Raw genomic sequence first — 14,617 nt, 5'->3', positions numbered from 1 at the left:
AACAAAGGGTCGGGTTCGAGCCTAGTGCTTTAAAGATATTTTAGGCATAATCGCCCATCTTAAAGGTTTTTTGATAATGGGTTTAAGGTGGCAAAAGGATTATTTCGTTCTGGAATGATTGTTAGTGCAATGACAATGATTTCACGTGTTTTAGGGTTAGTACGAGATGCTGTTGTGGCTAATCTGCTTGGGGCCAGTGCCGCAGCCGATGTGTTTTTATTTGCCAATCGAATTCCTAACTTTTTAAGACGTTTGTTTGCTGAAGGAGCTTTTGCTCAAGCTTTTGTACCGGTTTTATCTGAGATAAAAGAGCAACAAGGTGACGATAAGGTGAGGTTGTTTGTGGCTCAAGCAGCCGGCACCTTAGGCACCATTTTATTGATTGTCACCCTGTTTGGGGTGGTTGCCTCTCCAGTCATCGCAGCATTATTTGGTACCGGTTGGTTTATCGATTGGTGGCAAGGAGGCGAAAATGCCGAAAAGTTCGTACTGGCCAGTGCGCTGCTAAAGCTGACTTTCCCTTATTTGTTTTTTGTGAGTCTGGTTGCCCTGAGCGGTGCGGTTATGAACGTCTATAATCGCTTTGCTGTGGCTGCATTTACGCCTGTGCTGTTGAATGTATCAATTATCACGTGTGCTGTTTTTCTACACGATAAATTTTCGGTAGGGGCATACGCACTTGCCATTGGCGTGTTTGTGGGGGGCTTAGTACAGTTACTGTTTCAGTTGCCATTTTTGTACCGTGCCCGTATGTTGAGCCGCCCTAAATGGGGCTGGCAAGATGAAAACGTTAAGAAAGTTCGAAAGCTCATGCTACCTGCCTTGTTTGGTGTTTCGATAAGCCAAATAAACTTGTTACTCGACACCATGATTGCCTCGATGTTGATGACCGGCTCTATCGCGTGGCTTTACTACTCAGACCGTTTAATTGAGTTTCCTCTTGGCTTATTTGGTATTGGTATCGCGACAGTCATTTTGCCCGCATTATCTAAGTTACATAGCACTAATAGCACAAAAGATTTCCAGCTAACCCTTGATTGGGGTGTGCGCTTTGTTATTTTCTTAGGCTTGCCTGCCATGTTTGGTTTAATGGTGATTAGCCCGCTCATTATTACGGTTTTATTTGACCATGGCGCGTTTCAGGATGGTGAAGTTGATCATGTAAAAGCGGTTAGTTATGGAGTGATGGCCTACTCGGTAGGATTGGTTAGCTTTATGCTAATCAAGGTGTTAGCACCGGGTTTTTATTCACGTCAAGATACTAAAACCCCTGTAAAAATAGGTATTAAAACACTGGTGTTAAATATGGTGTTTAACATTATGTTGGCCCCCTTTATTGGCTATTTGGGGTTAGCGTTAGCAACCGCGATGTCGGCCAGTTGTAATGCCTATTTGTTGTATCATCAATTACGTAAAGATGGCGTCTATCAGTTTTCTGCGATGAGCCTTAGCTTTACCTTTAAGTGTTTGTTTTCAAGTTTATTAATGGCTGCTTCAGTGTGGTATGTTGGCCAGCAATTTGCGTGGAAAACATGGCACTTTAGTGAGCAGGTAGTGCTATTGACGGGGTTATTGGCACTTGCTGCTTTTGTGTACTTTGTAGCCTTGTTCATTTTAGGTGTGCGACTAAATACGATAAAAAGTGTTGCAACTACTGAATCAAACTAAAAAAAAGATTATAATCGGCGCTTCAAGCCCGATATCAATGTTTTGGGCTCGCTGATAAAGGCAAAAAGGTGGCATGGAGTTAATTAGAGGTATTCACAATATTCGCGCGCAGCATTATGGCTGTGTGTTGACCATTGGTAATTTTGATGGCGTGCACTTAGGTCATGCAGAAGTGATTAAAGGCTTGCTGCAAGACGCAGAAAAGCATCAATTGCCAAGTACCGTGATGTTATTTGAGCCTCAGCCACAAGAGTTTTTTGCTAAAGATAATGCACCTGCGCGTTTAACTCGACTACGTGATAAGCTCAGCTTACTAGCAAAGCTAGGTGTTGAGCGGGTGATTTGCATTAGCTTCAATCAGCAATTTGCCAATATGGAAGCAGAGCAGTTTGTCAGCCAAGTTTTGGTTGAAAAGTTAGGCGTTAAAGCGCTGACAGTAGGCGATGACTTTTGCTTTGGGAAACGTCGTCGTGGTGATTTTGCGCTATTAAAAACCATGGGCGCTGAGCTAAATATGGATGTGAAAAGTACTGCAAGTTTTCGTAGACTCAATGATAGAGTGAGCAGTACCCTTATTCGCCATGCGCTTGCTGCAGGGCAATTAGAAGATGCAAAAACCATGTTAGGCCATGGTTATGCAATTTCTGGACGTGTTATTCATGGCTGGGAAAAAGGTCGTGAGTTGGGGTTCAGAACCGCCAATATTGCGTTGAAGCGCCAAGTATGTCCTGTAAATGGTGTATTTGCAGTGCGAGCAACCGTTGGTGAAAAAAAATTATTTGGGGTTGCAAATATTGGCAACAAACCCACATTTAATGGAACACGCGCATTGTTAGAGGTTCATCTTTTCGACTTTGCGAAAGATATTTATGGACAATTTATGCACGTGGAGCTAATCAAGAAGCTTCGCGATGAGAAAAAATTCGAGACATTAACACAATTGACGGCGCAGATTGCAGATGATGTAACCGCCGCTAAACAGTGTTTTGGTTTAAATTAGGTAGCCGATACGGAAAGTAGGATTAATGAGCGACTACAAACATACTTTGAATTTACCGGAAACAGCGTTTCCAATGCGCGGCAATTTGGCACAACGTGAGCCAAACATGCTTAAAACATGGTATGAAGACGATCTTTACGGTCAAATTCGCAGCGCTAAAAAAGGTAAAAAAACCTTCATTTTGCATGACGGCCCTCCGTATGCAAACGGTGATATCCATTTAGGCCACTCGGTAAACAAAATTCTTAAAGATATTATTGTTAAGTCAAAAACCCTGTCTGACTTCGATGCACCTTACGTGCCGGGTTGGGATTGTCATGGTTTACCAATTGAATTAATGGTTGAAAAGAAAGTAGGCAAGCCGGGCGTGAAAGTGTCTGCTGCTGAGTTCCGTGAAAAGTGTCGTGAATACGCTAAAAAGCAAGTTGAAGGTCAAAAAACAGACTTTAAACGTCTAGGTGTATTTGGTGATTGGGACAAGCCTTACTTAACAATGAACTTTGACTTTGAAGCGAATGCGATTCGTGTTCTTGGTCGTATCATTAAAAATGGTCACTTACACAAAGGTGCTAAGCCTGTTCACTGGTGTACAGATTGTGGTTCAGCACTTGCTGAAGCGGAAGTTGAATATCAAGATAAACAGTCTCCAGCAATCGATGTACGCTTCGAATTTGCTGATCAAGATGCTGTAATCAATGCGTTTGAACTAGCTGAAGGCCATACAGGTACTGGTGCAGTGAGTACTGTTATCTGGACGACAACACCTTGGACACTACCTGCTAACCGTGCAGTAGCAGTTCACGAAAAGCTTGAATATGCCCTTGTTCAAATTGACGATGAAGGTGCACAGCAGCGTTTAATCTTAGGTTCTGAGCTAGTTAAAGATGCTATGGACCGTTATGGCTTTAAGCATTACCACGTACTAGGTTATGTGAAAGGTGCGGCACTTGAGAACTTACAGGTTGCTCACCCATTCTATGACTTCACAGTGCCTGTGATTGTTGCTGATCACGTTACAACTGATTCTGGTACTGGTGTTGTTCATACTGCACCTGGTCACGGTCAAGAGGATTTCGCGGCCGGTCTTGCTTATGGTTTAGAAGTGGCTAACCCAGTTGGTGCTAACGGTGTTTACTTACCTGACACACCAATGTTTGCTGGTCAGCACGTATTTAAAGCAAATGCGAGCGTTATTGACGTATTAACTGAAAACAATGCGTTATTACATCACCATGCGCTTACACATAGTTACCCACATTGTTGGCGTCACAAAACGCCAATTATCTTCCGTGCGACGCCACAGTGGTTCGTAAGTATGGACCAAGCTAACCTTCGTCAAGATTCATTAAGAGAAATCAAAAAGACTGAGTGGTTACCTGAGTGGGGCGAAAGCCGCATTGCAAACATGGTTGAAGGTCGTCCTGATTGGTGTATTTCACGTCAACGTACATGGGGTGTGCCAATTGCATTATTCGTTGATAAAGACACGGGTGCACTTCATCCGAATACACAAGAGCTTATCGAAGAAGCTGCAAAACTGGTTGAAAAATCAGGTATTCAAGCGTGGTATGACTTAGAGCCAGCAACTTTACTTGGCGATGATGCTGAGCAGTACATGAAAGTACAAGATACGTTGGATGTATGGTTTGACTCAGGTGTGACACACGCATGTGTGGTTGATGCACGTGAAGATTTAACCGGTCCTGCTGATCTTTACTTAGAAGGTTCTGATCAACACCGTGGTTGGTTTATGTCGTCAATGATGACATCGGTTGCTATCAATGGTCATGCGCCATATAAGCAAGTGCTAACACATGGTTTCACCGTTGATGAAAATGGCCGCAAGATGTCTAAATCATTAGGCAACGTAATTTCGCCACAAAACGTGATGAACAAACTAGGTGCTGACATCTTACGTTTATGGGTTGCATCAACTGATTTTACAGCTGAAATGACTGTATCTGATGAAATCTTTAAACGTTCAGCAGACCGTTATCGTCGTATTCGTAACACGAGCCGTTACTTACTTGCGAATTTAAATGGTTTTGATCCTAAAACGGATCAAGTTGCTATTGAAGACATGGTTGAGCTTGACCGTTGGATTGTGGGCCGCGCAGCTGAGCTTCAAGATGAAATCTTAGCGGCTTATGACAAGTATCAAATGCTACTTGTAACGCAAAAGCTAATGAACTTCTGTACTGGTGAGCTTGGTTCTTTCTACCTAGACGTTATTAAAGACCGTCAATACACAGCGAAAAGCGACAGTCATGCGCGTCGTTCATGTCAAACTGCGCTTTATCACATTGCCGAAGCAATGACGCGTTGGATGGCACCGATCTTAAGCTTCACCGCGCAAGAAATTTGGGAAGCATTACCAGGTGAGCGTGACAAGTTTGTATTCACTTCAGTATGGTACGATGGCTTGCAAGCCTCTTCACAAGGTAAATTCAGCAACGATGATTGGTTAACAATCCTAAACGTGCGTGATGAAGTAAACCGTGTGCTAGAAGCCGCTCGTAAAGAAGAAGTTATTGGTGCAACTCTACAAGCAAACGTAAACATTTATGCAGGTGAAGAGCTAAGCGCGAAATTAGCTGCATTAGGTGATGAACTGCGCTTTGTACTATTAACGTCAGGTGTGACAGTTGAAACTGTGACAGCACAGCCTGAAGGTACTCAAGTGACTGAGATTGATGGTTTATTCATTAAAGTTGCAGCAACAACCGCTGAAAAGTGTGAGCGTTGTTGGCACTACTGTGATGATGTAGGTGCTGATCCTGCACACCCTGAAATCTGTGGCCGTTGTGTAAGCAATGTTGACGGCGATGGTGAACAGCGTCAGTTCGCATAGGAGTTGTTTGTGAGCAAACTAGCCGGAAAAAGTGGCTTGGTTTGGTTATGGCTGAGTCTACTACTTTTAGTAGTAGACCATGCGACAAAAACACTTGTCGTTAGTACCATGGCCTACGAAGAGTCGATTGATATTCTGCCGTTTTTTAATTTCACTTATGTACATAACTATGGTGCGGCCTTTAGCTTTTTAAGTGATTCAGGTGGCTGGCAGCGCTGGTTCTTTAGTTTGATTGCAGTGTCGATCAGTGTGCTTTTAGTGTGGTGGCTGAAACGCTTGCCAGCGTCTAACAAAGTATTATGTTCTGCGTATGCGTTAGTATTAGCCGGTGCGATTGGCAACTTATACGACCGCATCGCTTATGGCTATGTCATTGACTTCCTGCATGTATATTACGAAAACTGGCACTTTCCTGTTTTTAATATTGCCGATTGTGCAATTTGTATCGGTGCCGCATTACTTTTATTTGATGCCTTCACAGGCGAAAGTCCTAAGGAGCAACGAGCATGAGCCAAGCTGTAATTGGTGAAAACTCTGAAGTGATCTTTCATTTCTCAATTAAGTTAGAAGATGGCTCAGCAGCCGATTCAACGAAGGTGCATAATAAACCTGCAAAATTGCGAATGGGTGATGGTAGCCTGACAGAAAATTTTGAAAAGTGTTTACTCGGTTTAATGGCTGGTGACAGCAAGTCATTTGCATTAGAGCCTGAAGATGCATTTGGTCAACCAAATCCAGATAACATTTATTATGTAGACCGCAGCAAGTTTGGTGCTGAGACCCCAGCTGAAGTTGGTAATATTATTGCCTTTACTCAACCTGATGGCACAGAGTTACCAGGTCTTGTTCGTGAAGTTCAAGGTGACTCAGTCACGATTGACTTTAACCACCCACTTGCCGGGCAGCGCTTAACCTTTGAAGTTGATATTTTAGAGGTAACAGGTTAATGGATATTTTATTAGCGAATCCACGCGGCTTTTGTGCTGGCGTTGACCGTGCAATTAGTATTGTGGAGCGCGCACTCGATATCTTTGAAAAGCCAATCTATGTGCGCCATGAAGTCGTTCACAATCGATATGTTGTTGATGGCTTAAAAAATCGTGGTGCTGTGTTTGTTGAAGAGCTAGATCAGGTTCCTGACGACAGCATTGTTATATTCAGTGCGCATGGTGTATCGCAAGCTGTTCGTAGTGAAGCAAAGCGTCGCGACCTTAAAGTGTTCGATGCCACGTGCCCACTGGTAACAAAAGTGCATATGGAAGTAACACGCGCAAGTCGTAAAGGCACTGAGTGCGTGTTAATTGGTCACCATGGCCATCCTGAAGTAGAAGGCACAATGGGGCAGTACGACAACGAAGCGGGTGGTATTTACTTAGTAGAAACCCCTGAAGATGTTGCTGGCCTAACGGTTAAAAACCCTGAAAACCTGTTTTACTGTAGCCAAACGACGTTATCTGTAGATGATACGGCAGATGTGATTGATGCACTTCGTACTAAGTTTCCGGCAATTGATGGCCCGCGTAAAGATGACATTTGTTATGCTACGCAGAACCGTCAAGATGCAGTCCGTGACTTAGCAGATAAAGTGGATGTGCTGCTTGTAGTAGGGGCTAAAAATAGCTCTAACTCAAATCGTTTACGTGAACTTGCTGACAAAATGGGCACCACTGCTTATTTAATTGATGATGCGAGTAATGTTGAAGCGGATTGGTTCAACAGTGTCAATGCAGTGGGTGTGACTGCAGGTGCATCTGCACCAGAAGTTTTAGTTCAACAGGTTATTACTCGTTTAAAAGAACTAGGTGGCAATCAAGTTGTTGAAAATCCTGGTGAAGAAGAGAACATAGTATTTGCCGTTCCTGTTGAGCTACGCTAATCTAAGCAAATAGTAGTCAACAGTTAAAAGAGGAGCCCATGAGCAAACAGCCAAATTCAAACGGCTTGCTGATTGCGGCTCTTTTTCAATCCCGAGGTGTCCTTGCCACCCTGATCGTCAGCCAAGTCATTGCTATTTTGCTCGCCTTCTCACCCATGAGTTTAGGTGATGTTTGGTTACGCCTTGCTATATTTAGCTGCTTTTTACATCTAATCTTTCTTTCTAGCTTGTCGATACTGTATGTGTGCCGAGCCTTACTTACAGAGCTGTCACATTCAAAGCAGCTATTTATTCTGATATTCACATTACTGGCATCAACGTATGTTTTTAGTTGGCTGTTTTTGTCAGTGTTTTCAGATGTGTTCGCTATGGAGTCGAGGGCTAACTTTATTGTCAGCAATTTACTGATCATATTTTTGGTAACGGCGCTATTCAGCCAATTTTTACTTATTCATAATCAAAAAGAGCAGCAAACTAAAGCGTTAGCGCAGGCTGAGCTTGATGCCTTACAAGCCAGAATACGCCCCCACTTTTTGTTTAATAGTTTAAACACAGCTGCTGAGCTGACACATTATGATGCTGAGGCGGCTGAACAAGCAATTTTAGCGCTGGCGGCGCTGTCACAGGCTGCTATGCGCAGTGGTAAAGCCATAAAGCTTGTTGACGAAATTACTTTGTGCCAACAGTATGTAGCCCTTGAACGTTGGCGCTATGGCGAACGCCTAGCATTAAGCTGGCAATTACCTGGCGAGTTGCCAGACATTGATATTCCGTGTTTAACAATACAGCCAATTATTGAAAATGCGGTATTTTATGGCGTCGAGCCAGCAGAACAAGGCAATATTTCTGTTGAAATGCATCAATCGGATAAAGCTTATACCTTTATTATAACGAATCCTGTAGCTGCAGAAGTGAATAACTCACGAACAGGAAATGGGATGGCACTGGATAATATCCGCCAACGTTTGGCGCTTTTCTATCAACAAAAAGCACAGCTGACGACCACAATTCGTGATGATGTATTTAGAGTGAAGCTGGTAATACCAAAGCAGAGGGATGCATGATAAAAGTTTTGATTGCCGATGATGAACCACTAGCAAGGGCACGTATAAAACGTTTATTAGCTGCGTATGAGGGTTGCACTATTGTTGGTGAAGCAAGTAATGGTGAGCAAGCAATTGAACTTTGTAAGCAACTACAGCCCGATTTAGTGATGCTTGATATTAATATGCCTAAGCAGTCTGGCCTTGAAGTGGCCGCAGAGCTAAAACAGTTTTCGATCCCGCCTGCAGTTATGTTTTTAACGGCCCATTCAGAACATGCTCTAACTGCATTTGAGCTCGCTGTTGATGGCTATTTAGTTAAACCTGTTTCTGAGCAAGCATTAGCTAAAGCAATGGCACAACTGAGTAAATTAAACCGTACTCAAGTAACTGCCCCCGAAAATAACTACATTAGTTATCAACTTGCAGGTGTAATACGACGAGTTAATGTAGATGATGTGGTTTGCTGTATCGCAGAGCAAAAATATACTCGAGTAGTGTTTTTTGAAGGTGAGGCACTTGTTGAGCAAAGTTTAAAGCAACTAGAGCAAACCTATCCGCTGCAGCTACTTAGAGTTCACCGTAATACACTTGTGAATAAGCAACATATTGTTAGCCTTAATAGCCCATCTTCAGGTGGGCATACAGTTACGATGAAGCAGTATGAAGAGCCTTTGACAGTTAGTCGCCGAGAGCTTAAAAATGTTAAAGCTGTAATGGGTAAATAATAACAATCTTCATTGCAGCATCTTATCTTCAATAATTACTTTCTTATTAGTCACTATCTAACTTTGAGCAAAGTTTAAGTACCGTTTATCGCGCATTTTGACCGCTCGTCCATATACAGATTGTTATTTATTTTTGCCGTAATATTCTTACGGTATGTAAAAGTATCTATTAACTTCATCATGATTAAACATTCTGAGCAGCAAGGCTTTACGCTTATTGAAGTACTTATTGCCTTTGTTATTTTAAGTTTTGGTTTGTTAGGTGCCGTGGCCCTGCAAGCAAAAGCGAAGCAGGCAAGCTTTGATTCTATGCAGCGTGCAGCTGCTGTAGCACTTGGTAATGACATTATCCAGCGTATGCGAGCGAACGACTCACCTGGCTTTGCAGCGTTATATAATGGCACTTTCGATAGTAATACAGCTCTAAACACAAGTTTGAGTTGCTATAACTCAGCATGTAGTGCTCAACAATTGGCAGAATTAGATAAACAACAATGGGTGCGTGCAATTCAGGCTCGTGAAAACACCGGTGCTTTAGACGATGCAACTGTGTGTATAAATAGCACCCCAGTAGCGGCAGGCAATGCGAGTGAATTTAATATTGAGGTTGTGATCAGTTGGCAAGGCCGTCAAGAGCTTAGTGCTAATAAAGATACCGCTGCAATTGATTGTGGTTCTAAAGGCGATAAGCGACGTTTGATTGTTCTACAAAGCTATATTTATTTAAGGTCTTGATATGAAAAAGCATAATGGATTTACTCTCGTCGAGATGATGGTTGCTTTATTCATCGGAGGTGTGGTGCTCGGCGGGGTGATGTTTACCTATATAAGCATGAAGTCAACGACTCGTGACACGATGACAATTGGAGAGCTACAAGAAACTGGCAGACTGGCTATGAATATCATGCAACGTGATATTGAACAGATTGGTTTTTGGGGCACGTTTTATGAAGACTCTTTCTCAGATGCAAATACAAACAGTTTAGGAAATCCCGGTAATGATTGTTCAGAAGGCCTTAATAATGGCAGCTTTCCAGATACAGCTGCAACCAGTAACTTTCGCTCCGTTTATGCAGTGCAAACAACCGGTAACTCAGCCCTTGGATGTATAAACAATGTTGAGAAAAATACAGATGTACTGCAAATTAAGTTTTTAGAAGGCTTACAAATTCAACCTGCCAATACTAGCGATAACTATTATTATTTCATCGCCGAGCAAGAGCTTGCAGAATTTCAGCGCGGCCCAATCGCGGCAGCGGCTGTAAATGGCAATGCCACGATTTGGCGCTATCGACATCATGTTTATTACATCGCCAAGCAAACTTACACCATTAATGACCAAAGAGTGTCTGTTCCTCTACTTCGACGTAAACGCTTAACTCCGGATGGGGGCATGACAACTGAAACGGTTATGGAAGGGGTAGAAAATATGCACTTTGTGTTTGGTCTTGATACTACAAATAACAGTCGTGTTGATACATATAAAAGTATCAGCCAGATGACCAACACTGATTGGGAAAATCGCCGTGGTATTTTGACAGTGCAAGTATTCTTACTTGTGAGATCGCTTTTACCAGATTCAAACCTTAAGTTGAAAAATCAAACTTATACATTGGGTGAAGACGCAAATAGCCGCGTTCTTACATTTGACGATAACTACCGACGCGCACTATTTACGACCACTATCCGCTTGAACAATGTTGGGGCAAACTTATGGCGCATTTAACTATGATGCATAAGCAACAAGGTGTTGTATTAATCGTTGCTTTGATCATGGTTATTGCGATAACCGGTATTGCTGTGACTTTGATGAGCAGCAGTAGTGTAGATATTAAAATCACAAATGCCGCTCAAGAGAGAGAAGCGGCAGAGAATGAATTAATTGGTGATGTACAAAACGTCATTGCTAATGAAGCAAAAAAATTAGGTAACAGCCGGTTTTTCTTTAGTAGAGGGCAAGTTCCTGAAACAGGCCTAGATCTAGGTAATACAAATGACACATCTAATACCATGTTTAACAAAAATGAAGGCCCTATGGCTTTAAGGTGCCCAAGACGTTTTGATGATACTGCAGGCTTAAGATGCAATATGGTTGAGATTAATTCAGTGATTGAATATGGCTCTAAAAGTAAGCATAACCTCACTATTACAACAGGGATTGCTCAAGAAATGCTGAGCTTAAATAGTGGAAATTAATGGAGTAAGGCGAGTATGAAAATGAAGTTAAACAGCCTATTTTTTATTTTTGCATGTGTATTTTGCCAAAACCTTTATGCTGAAGATATAGATCTATATGTAAATTATGACGTAGCGGAAGACGAAAAATTACGGGTCTTACTTGTTTTTGATACATCAAATAGCATGGCATTCTCTATAGAAACGGGCAAAGCCTGTAGAGATAAAGGAAAACTAATACTATGCCCTGAAGGAAGTCGTTTAGAAGTCGCACAGGAGGCGATGATTAAATTAATCAATGACAATACTGATATTGAGTTTGGTTTAATGCGGCTTATTAAAGGTACTGGTGGTTATATTGTCCATGGGATTGGAACAAATCATAATGCGATTAAAAATACTCTCAGAAATTGGGACATCACTGATCTAGAATTAGGGACCCCATTAGTTGAAACTATTACTGAAACATGGCGATACTTAATAGGAGATGACCTTTTTTTCGCGAATCTGGTTGAACCAGCTAAAAGAGATAGTTCAACAGAATCAAATGGTAAGTATATTTCTCCTTTCAAGCAGAACTTAGGTGATCCAGTACGATGCGATAATAGCGTAAATATTATATTGATGACAGACGGTGAACCTTACTATGATGTCGGTCAGGATAAATATATAGAAAACTTATATAAAAGTATTTATGGCACTTCACCTAAAAAAGTGGGTAATAGTCATTTACCCTCAATGGCAACAATTCTTCATGGTAAAGAGAATGAAAATAGGGATATATACCCTGAAACAAGTGTTGTAGATGGCGCAAATGTTTACACGATTGGTTTTGGTAAAGGCTTAGTTAAAAACGCAGGAGACATTTTACAGGCGACTGCTGATAATGGTGGCGGTAGTTATATTTTCGCAGAATCTGCAAAAGCGCTAAGTGATGCATTTGATAATGTTCTTACCGAGATTAGAGAGGTCAACTCAACTTTTTCTTCACCATCGGTAGCATCAAATAATTCAGATAAATTATCACATCGTGATGCAGTTTATTTTCCTATGTTTTTACCTTCAAACGATGCTCGGTGGCGAGGGAACCTTAAAAAGCTAAAAGTGTCTGGTGGTGTCGTAGTTGATGCCAACCTTGACTCCGCTCTTGGTAATGACGGGGCGATTTTATCAACAGCAAAAACATACTGGCAATCTAATAGCAATCTCATTGCTGATGGTGGATACGTTGAGAAAGGAGGCGTAAATGCTTATTTAGCTGAACAATCGAGTATCCCAAATAATGGCCGAAAAGTAATCACAAATTTATCGGGCGGTCGAATGCTCAATTTTACGGCTTACAGAGTCATAATCCATTATGGAAATCGATTTAAGGCTGCCGTTGATTTTGATTCAGATCCGGATGAAGTCTTTGATCTTATAAATTGGTCTCGTGGACTTGATGTTGATGATGAAGATCAGGACGGTTTAACAGACGATTCTCGTCATGATATTTTTGGTGATGTTCTGCACTCTAAGCCTGTGACGGTAGATTATGGCAACAATGATGTTCGTATTCTTATTGGGACTAATGCCGGTTATTTACATATGTTTCAGGACAAGAACGATGTTTTAAGTGAAAGCTGGGCATTTATGCCTGCGGAACTGTACTCAATTATTAAGCCATTACGCGATAAAAAGTTACACACAAAAGTGTATGGAGTGGATGGCCCAATAACCGTTTATTTTGATGACAAAAATGAAGACGGCATCGTTAATAATGATGACAGGGTATGGGCATTTTTCGGGTTACGTCGAGGTGGTAGTAGCTATTACGGTTTAGATATAACTAACCCTAATTCACCTTCTCTGATGTGGGGAGGGCCATTAAAAAGTAGTGATGGAAAATTTTTAGAACTGGCACAAACATGGTCTAAACCTCAAATTACATTTATCAACCTTAAAGGCTATGAAGATAGACCGCTATTGGTATTTGGTGCCGGCTACGACACGAATAAAGATAATTCAATCTCAGCAGATTCTAAAGGGCGAGGCTTATACATTGTCGATGCAGAAACAGGTAAACAAGTATGGGCGTTAACAAATTCAGAAGGTGGCTTTAAAGGTGAGCATAGTATAGCGTCTGACATACATTTACTCGATTCAGATTACGACGGCTACACTGACAGACTGTATGCAAGTGATACTGGCGGTGGGATCTGGCGAGTTGACTTAGCGACAAACAACCTAAAAAATTGGACGCACTTTCAACTTGCAAAATTAGGCAATAATAACCGCCGCTTTTTTTATGAGCCATATGTTTCAAGAACGTTGTTCAGTAAAGTAACAGAAACAACAATTGACGGTGAAAAAACTTACTCAAGAATTGATACTCCTTTTGATGCGGTATTGATTGGTAGTGGTGATCGTACAGATCCATTGAATTTAAAAGTCAGTGATAAGCTCTATATGATTCGAGATGTAAACACGGTAACTCGAAGCTTTGAAGAGGATGAAATTCCAGATTTAATTTGGCAATCAGATTTAATGAATGTAGATAGTGACCCGTTTGCCAAAGTGACCGACAGTTTGAAAGACTTTGTTGAATTAGAAGCTGATTTAGCTGAAAAAGATGGTTGGTTTTATAATTTAGGGTGGGGTGAAAAGGCAACTTCGAAAGCTACCGTGTTAGGGGGCGTTGCTTACTTTACTACCTATAAACCAGATACCAGTTCTTTATCGGATTCTCAGTGCTCAATTGCAGAAGGTCAAGGTTATCTTTATGCATTTCATCTTCACTATGGGACCAAAGTGTATGATTGGTTAAGAACCCCAACAGCGGCAGAACTACCAGATACACCAACTATGTATGTTGAAGATGGTGATGTGTATATATTTCCATTACCAAATAAAGACCCAAATTGTACTGAAAACTGTGAGAAAATTGAGGCTAAAGTAGTTAATGGGCCTACTCCTAGCGTTGACGAAAATGGCAATGTTCAGCTTTATGATGAGGAGCCACTTAAATTAGAAGTTCATCAAAGTTATATTTATAAGCAAGAACAAAATGATAATAGCCAGTGATTAACTGATTTGTTATTTTATTTTAATTTTAACTGAATCCTTCTTTTTCAACCCAGTTCTTCTGGGTTGATATTTTTATTTGTTTTTACTGTGCGCTGCCTTTATTTATATATTTTTTATAATGTTGTCTTGAAATATTTACAATTAACTTATTGTATATAAATCGCTTTTTACGCCTCTCTTTCCCCTGCTGTTAATTATTTGATTTTTAAT

General features: G+C 41.3%; 12 protein-coding genes. All 12 read left to right on the top strand.

The window, feature by feature from the left end; translation table 11 throughout:
• Positions 1–87 precede the first annotated feature (87 nt).
• Complete coding sequence (gene murJ / locus CWC28_RS13015; RefSeq protein ID WP_267894572.1) at positions 88–1,668, top strand: murein biosynthesis integral membrane protein MurJ; 1,581 nt, start codon at positions 88–90, stop codon at positions 1,666–1,668.
• A 73-nt stretch (positions 1,669–1,741) separates the two neighbouring features.
• Positions 1,742–2,668 carry a bifunctional riboflavin kinase/FAD synthetase gene (gene ribF, locus CWC28_RS13010; protein ID WP_138625246.1) on the top strand — a complete coding sequence of 309 codons (927 nt, stop codon included), beginning with the start codon at positions 1,742–1,744 and terminating at the stop codon, positions 2,666–2,668.
• 25 nt (positions 2,669–2,693) lie between these two features.
• On the top strand, positions 2,694–5,519 hold the full coding sequence (gene ileS / locus CWC28_RS13005) for an isoleucine--tRNA ligase (protein ID WP_063700195.1): 2,826 nt from the start codon (positions 2,694–2,696) through the stop codon (positions 5,517–5,519).
• Positions 5,520–5,528: 9 nt separating this feature from the next.
• Complete coding sequence (gene lspA, locus CWC28_RS13000; protein ID WP_063700192.1) at positions 5,529–6,029, top strand: signal peptidase II; 501 nt, start codon at positions 5,529–5,531, stop codon at positions 6,027–6,029.
• Positions 6,026–6,466 (top strand): FKBP-type peptidyl-prolyl cis-trans isomerase, encoded by a 441-nt coding sequence (gene fkpB / locus CWC28_RS12995; RefSeq protein WP_063700190.1) that lies wholly within the window; start codon positions 6,026–6,028, stop codon positions 6,464–6,466. The genes lspA and fkpB overlap by 4 nt, the downstream gene beginning before the upstream one ends.
• Positions 6,466–7,395, top strand: coding sequence for a 4-hydroxy-3-methylbut-2-enyl diphosphate reductase (ispH, locus tag CWC28_RS12990; RefSeq protein WP_063700188.1), 930 nt, complete (start codon positions 6,466–6,468; stop codon positions 7,393–7,395). The genes fkpB and ispH overlap by 1 nt, the downstream gene beginning before the upstream one ends.
• A 38-nt stretch (positions 7,396–7,433) precedes the next feature.
• Positions 7,434–8,459 (top strand): sensor histidine kinase, encoded by a 1,026-nt coding sequence (locus tag CWC28_RS12985; protein ID WP_063700186.1) that lies wholly within the window; start codon positions 7,434–7,436, stop codon positions 8,457–8,459.
• On the top strand, positions 8,456–9,166 hold the full coding sequence (locus tag CWC28_RS12980) for a LytR/AlgR family response regulator transcription factor (protein ID WP_325051034.1): 711 nt from the start codon (positions 8,456–8,458) through the stop codon (positions 9,164–9,166). The genes CWC28_RS12985 and CWC28_RS12980 overlap by 4 nt, the downstream gene beginning before the upstream one ends.
• Before the next feature lie 180 nt (positions 9,167–9,346).
• Positions 9,347–9,901, top strand: coding sequence for a type IV pilus modification protein PilV (pilV, locus tag CWC28_RS12975; protein ID WP_105174641.1), 555 nt, complete (start codon positions 9,347–9,349; stop codon positions 9,899–9,901).
• A gap of 1 nt (position 9,902) precedes the next feature.
• Positions 9,903–10,892 (top strand): PilW family protein, encoded by a 990-nt coding sequence (locus CWC28_RS12970; protein ID WP_063700182.1) that lies wholly within the window; start codon positions 9,903–9,905, stop codon positions 10,890–10,892.
• Positions 10,880–11,362, top strand: a complete 483-nt coding sequence (locus tag CWC28_RS12965; RefSeq protein ID WP_058585470.1) for a pilus assembly PilX family protein — start codon at positions 10,880–10,882, stop codon at positions 11,360–11,362. Before CWC28_RS12970 ends, CWC28_RS12965 begins: the two co-directional genes overlap by 13 nt.
• A gap of 15 nt (positions 11,363–11,377) precedes the next feature.
• Positions 11,378–14,404: a PilC/PilY family type IV pilus protein gene (locus CWC28_RS12960; protein ID WP_063700180.1), complete on the top strand. Its 3,027-nt coding sequence runs from the start codon at positions 11,378–11,380 to the stop codon at positions 14,402–14,404.
• Positions 14,405–14,617: the final 213 nt, after the last annotated feature.

The sequence above is a fragment of the Pseudoalteromonas sp. S4492 genome, assembly GCF_005886115.1.
Taxonomy (GTDB): Bacteria; Pseudomonadota; Gammaproteobacteria; order Enterobacterales; family Alteromonadaceae; genus Pseudoalteromonas; species Pseudoalteromonas gelatinilytica.
This window is presented reverse-complemented; position numbering and strand designations above follow the sequence as displayed.

Bases quoted from the DNA above. Each gene is read 5' to 3' on its own strand.
- ribF (WP_138625246.1), top strand. From the start codon at position 1,742: ATGGAGTTAATTAGAGGTATTCACAATATTCGCGCGCAGCATTATGGC.
- ileS (WP_063700195.1), top strand. From the start codon at position 2,694: ATGAGCGACTACAAACATACTTTGAATTTACCGGAAACAGCGTTTCCA.
- fkpB (WP_063700190.1), top strand. From the start codon at position 6,026: ATGAGCCAAGCTGTAATTGGTGAAAACTCTGAAGTGATCTTTCATTTC.
- ispH (WP_063700188.1), top strand. From the start codon at position 6,466: ATGGATATTTTATTAGCGAATCCACGCGGCTTTTGTGCTGGCGTTGAC.
- CWC28_RS12985 (WP_063700186.1), top strand. From the start codon at position 7,434: ATGAGCAAACAGCCAAATTCAAACGGCTTGCTGATTGCGGCTCTTTTT.
- CWC28_RS12980 (WP_325051034.1), top strand. From the start codon at position 8,456: ATGATAAAAGTTTTGATTGCCGATGATGAACCACTAGCAAGGGCACGT.
- pilV (WP_105174641.1), top strand. From the start codon at position 9,347: ATGATTAAACATTCTGAGCAGCAAGGCTTTACGCTTATTGAAGTACTT.
- CWC28_RS12970 (WP_063700182.1), top strand. From the start codon at position 9,903: ATGAAAAAGCATAATGGATTTACTCTCGTCGAGATGATGGTTGCTTTA.
- CWC28_RS12965 (WP_058585470.1), top strand. From the start codon at position 10,880: ATGGCGCATTTAACTATGATGCATAAGCAACAAGGTGTTGTATTAATC.
- CWC28_RS12960 (WP_063700180.1), top strand. From the start codon at position 11,378: ATGAAAATGAAGTTAAACAGCCTATTTTTTATTTTTGCATGTGTATTT.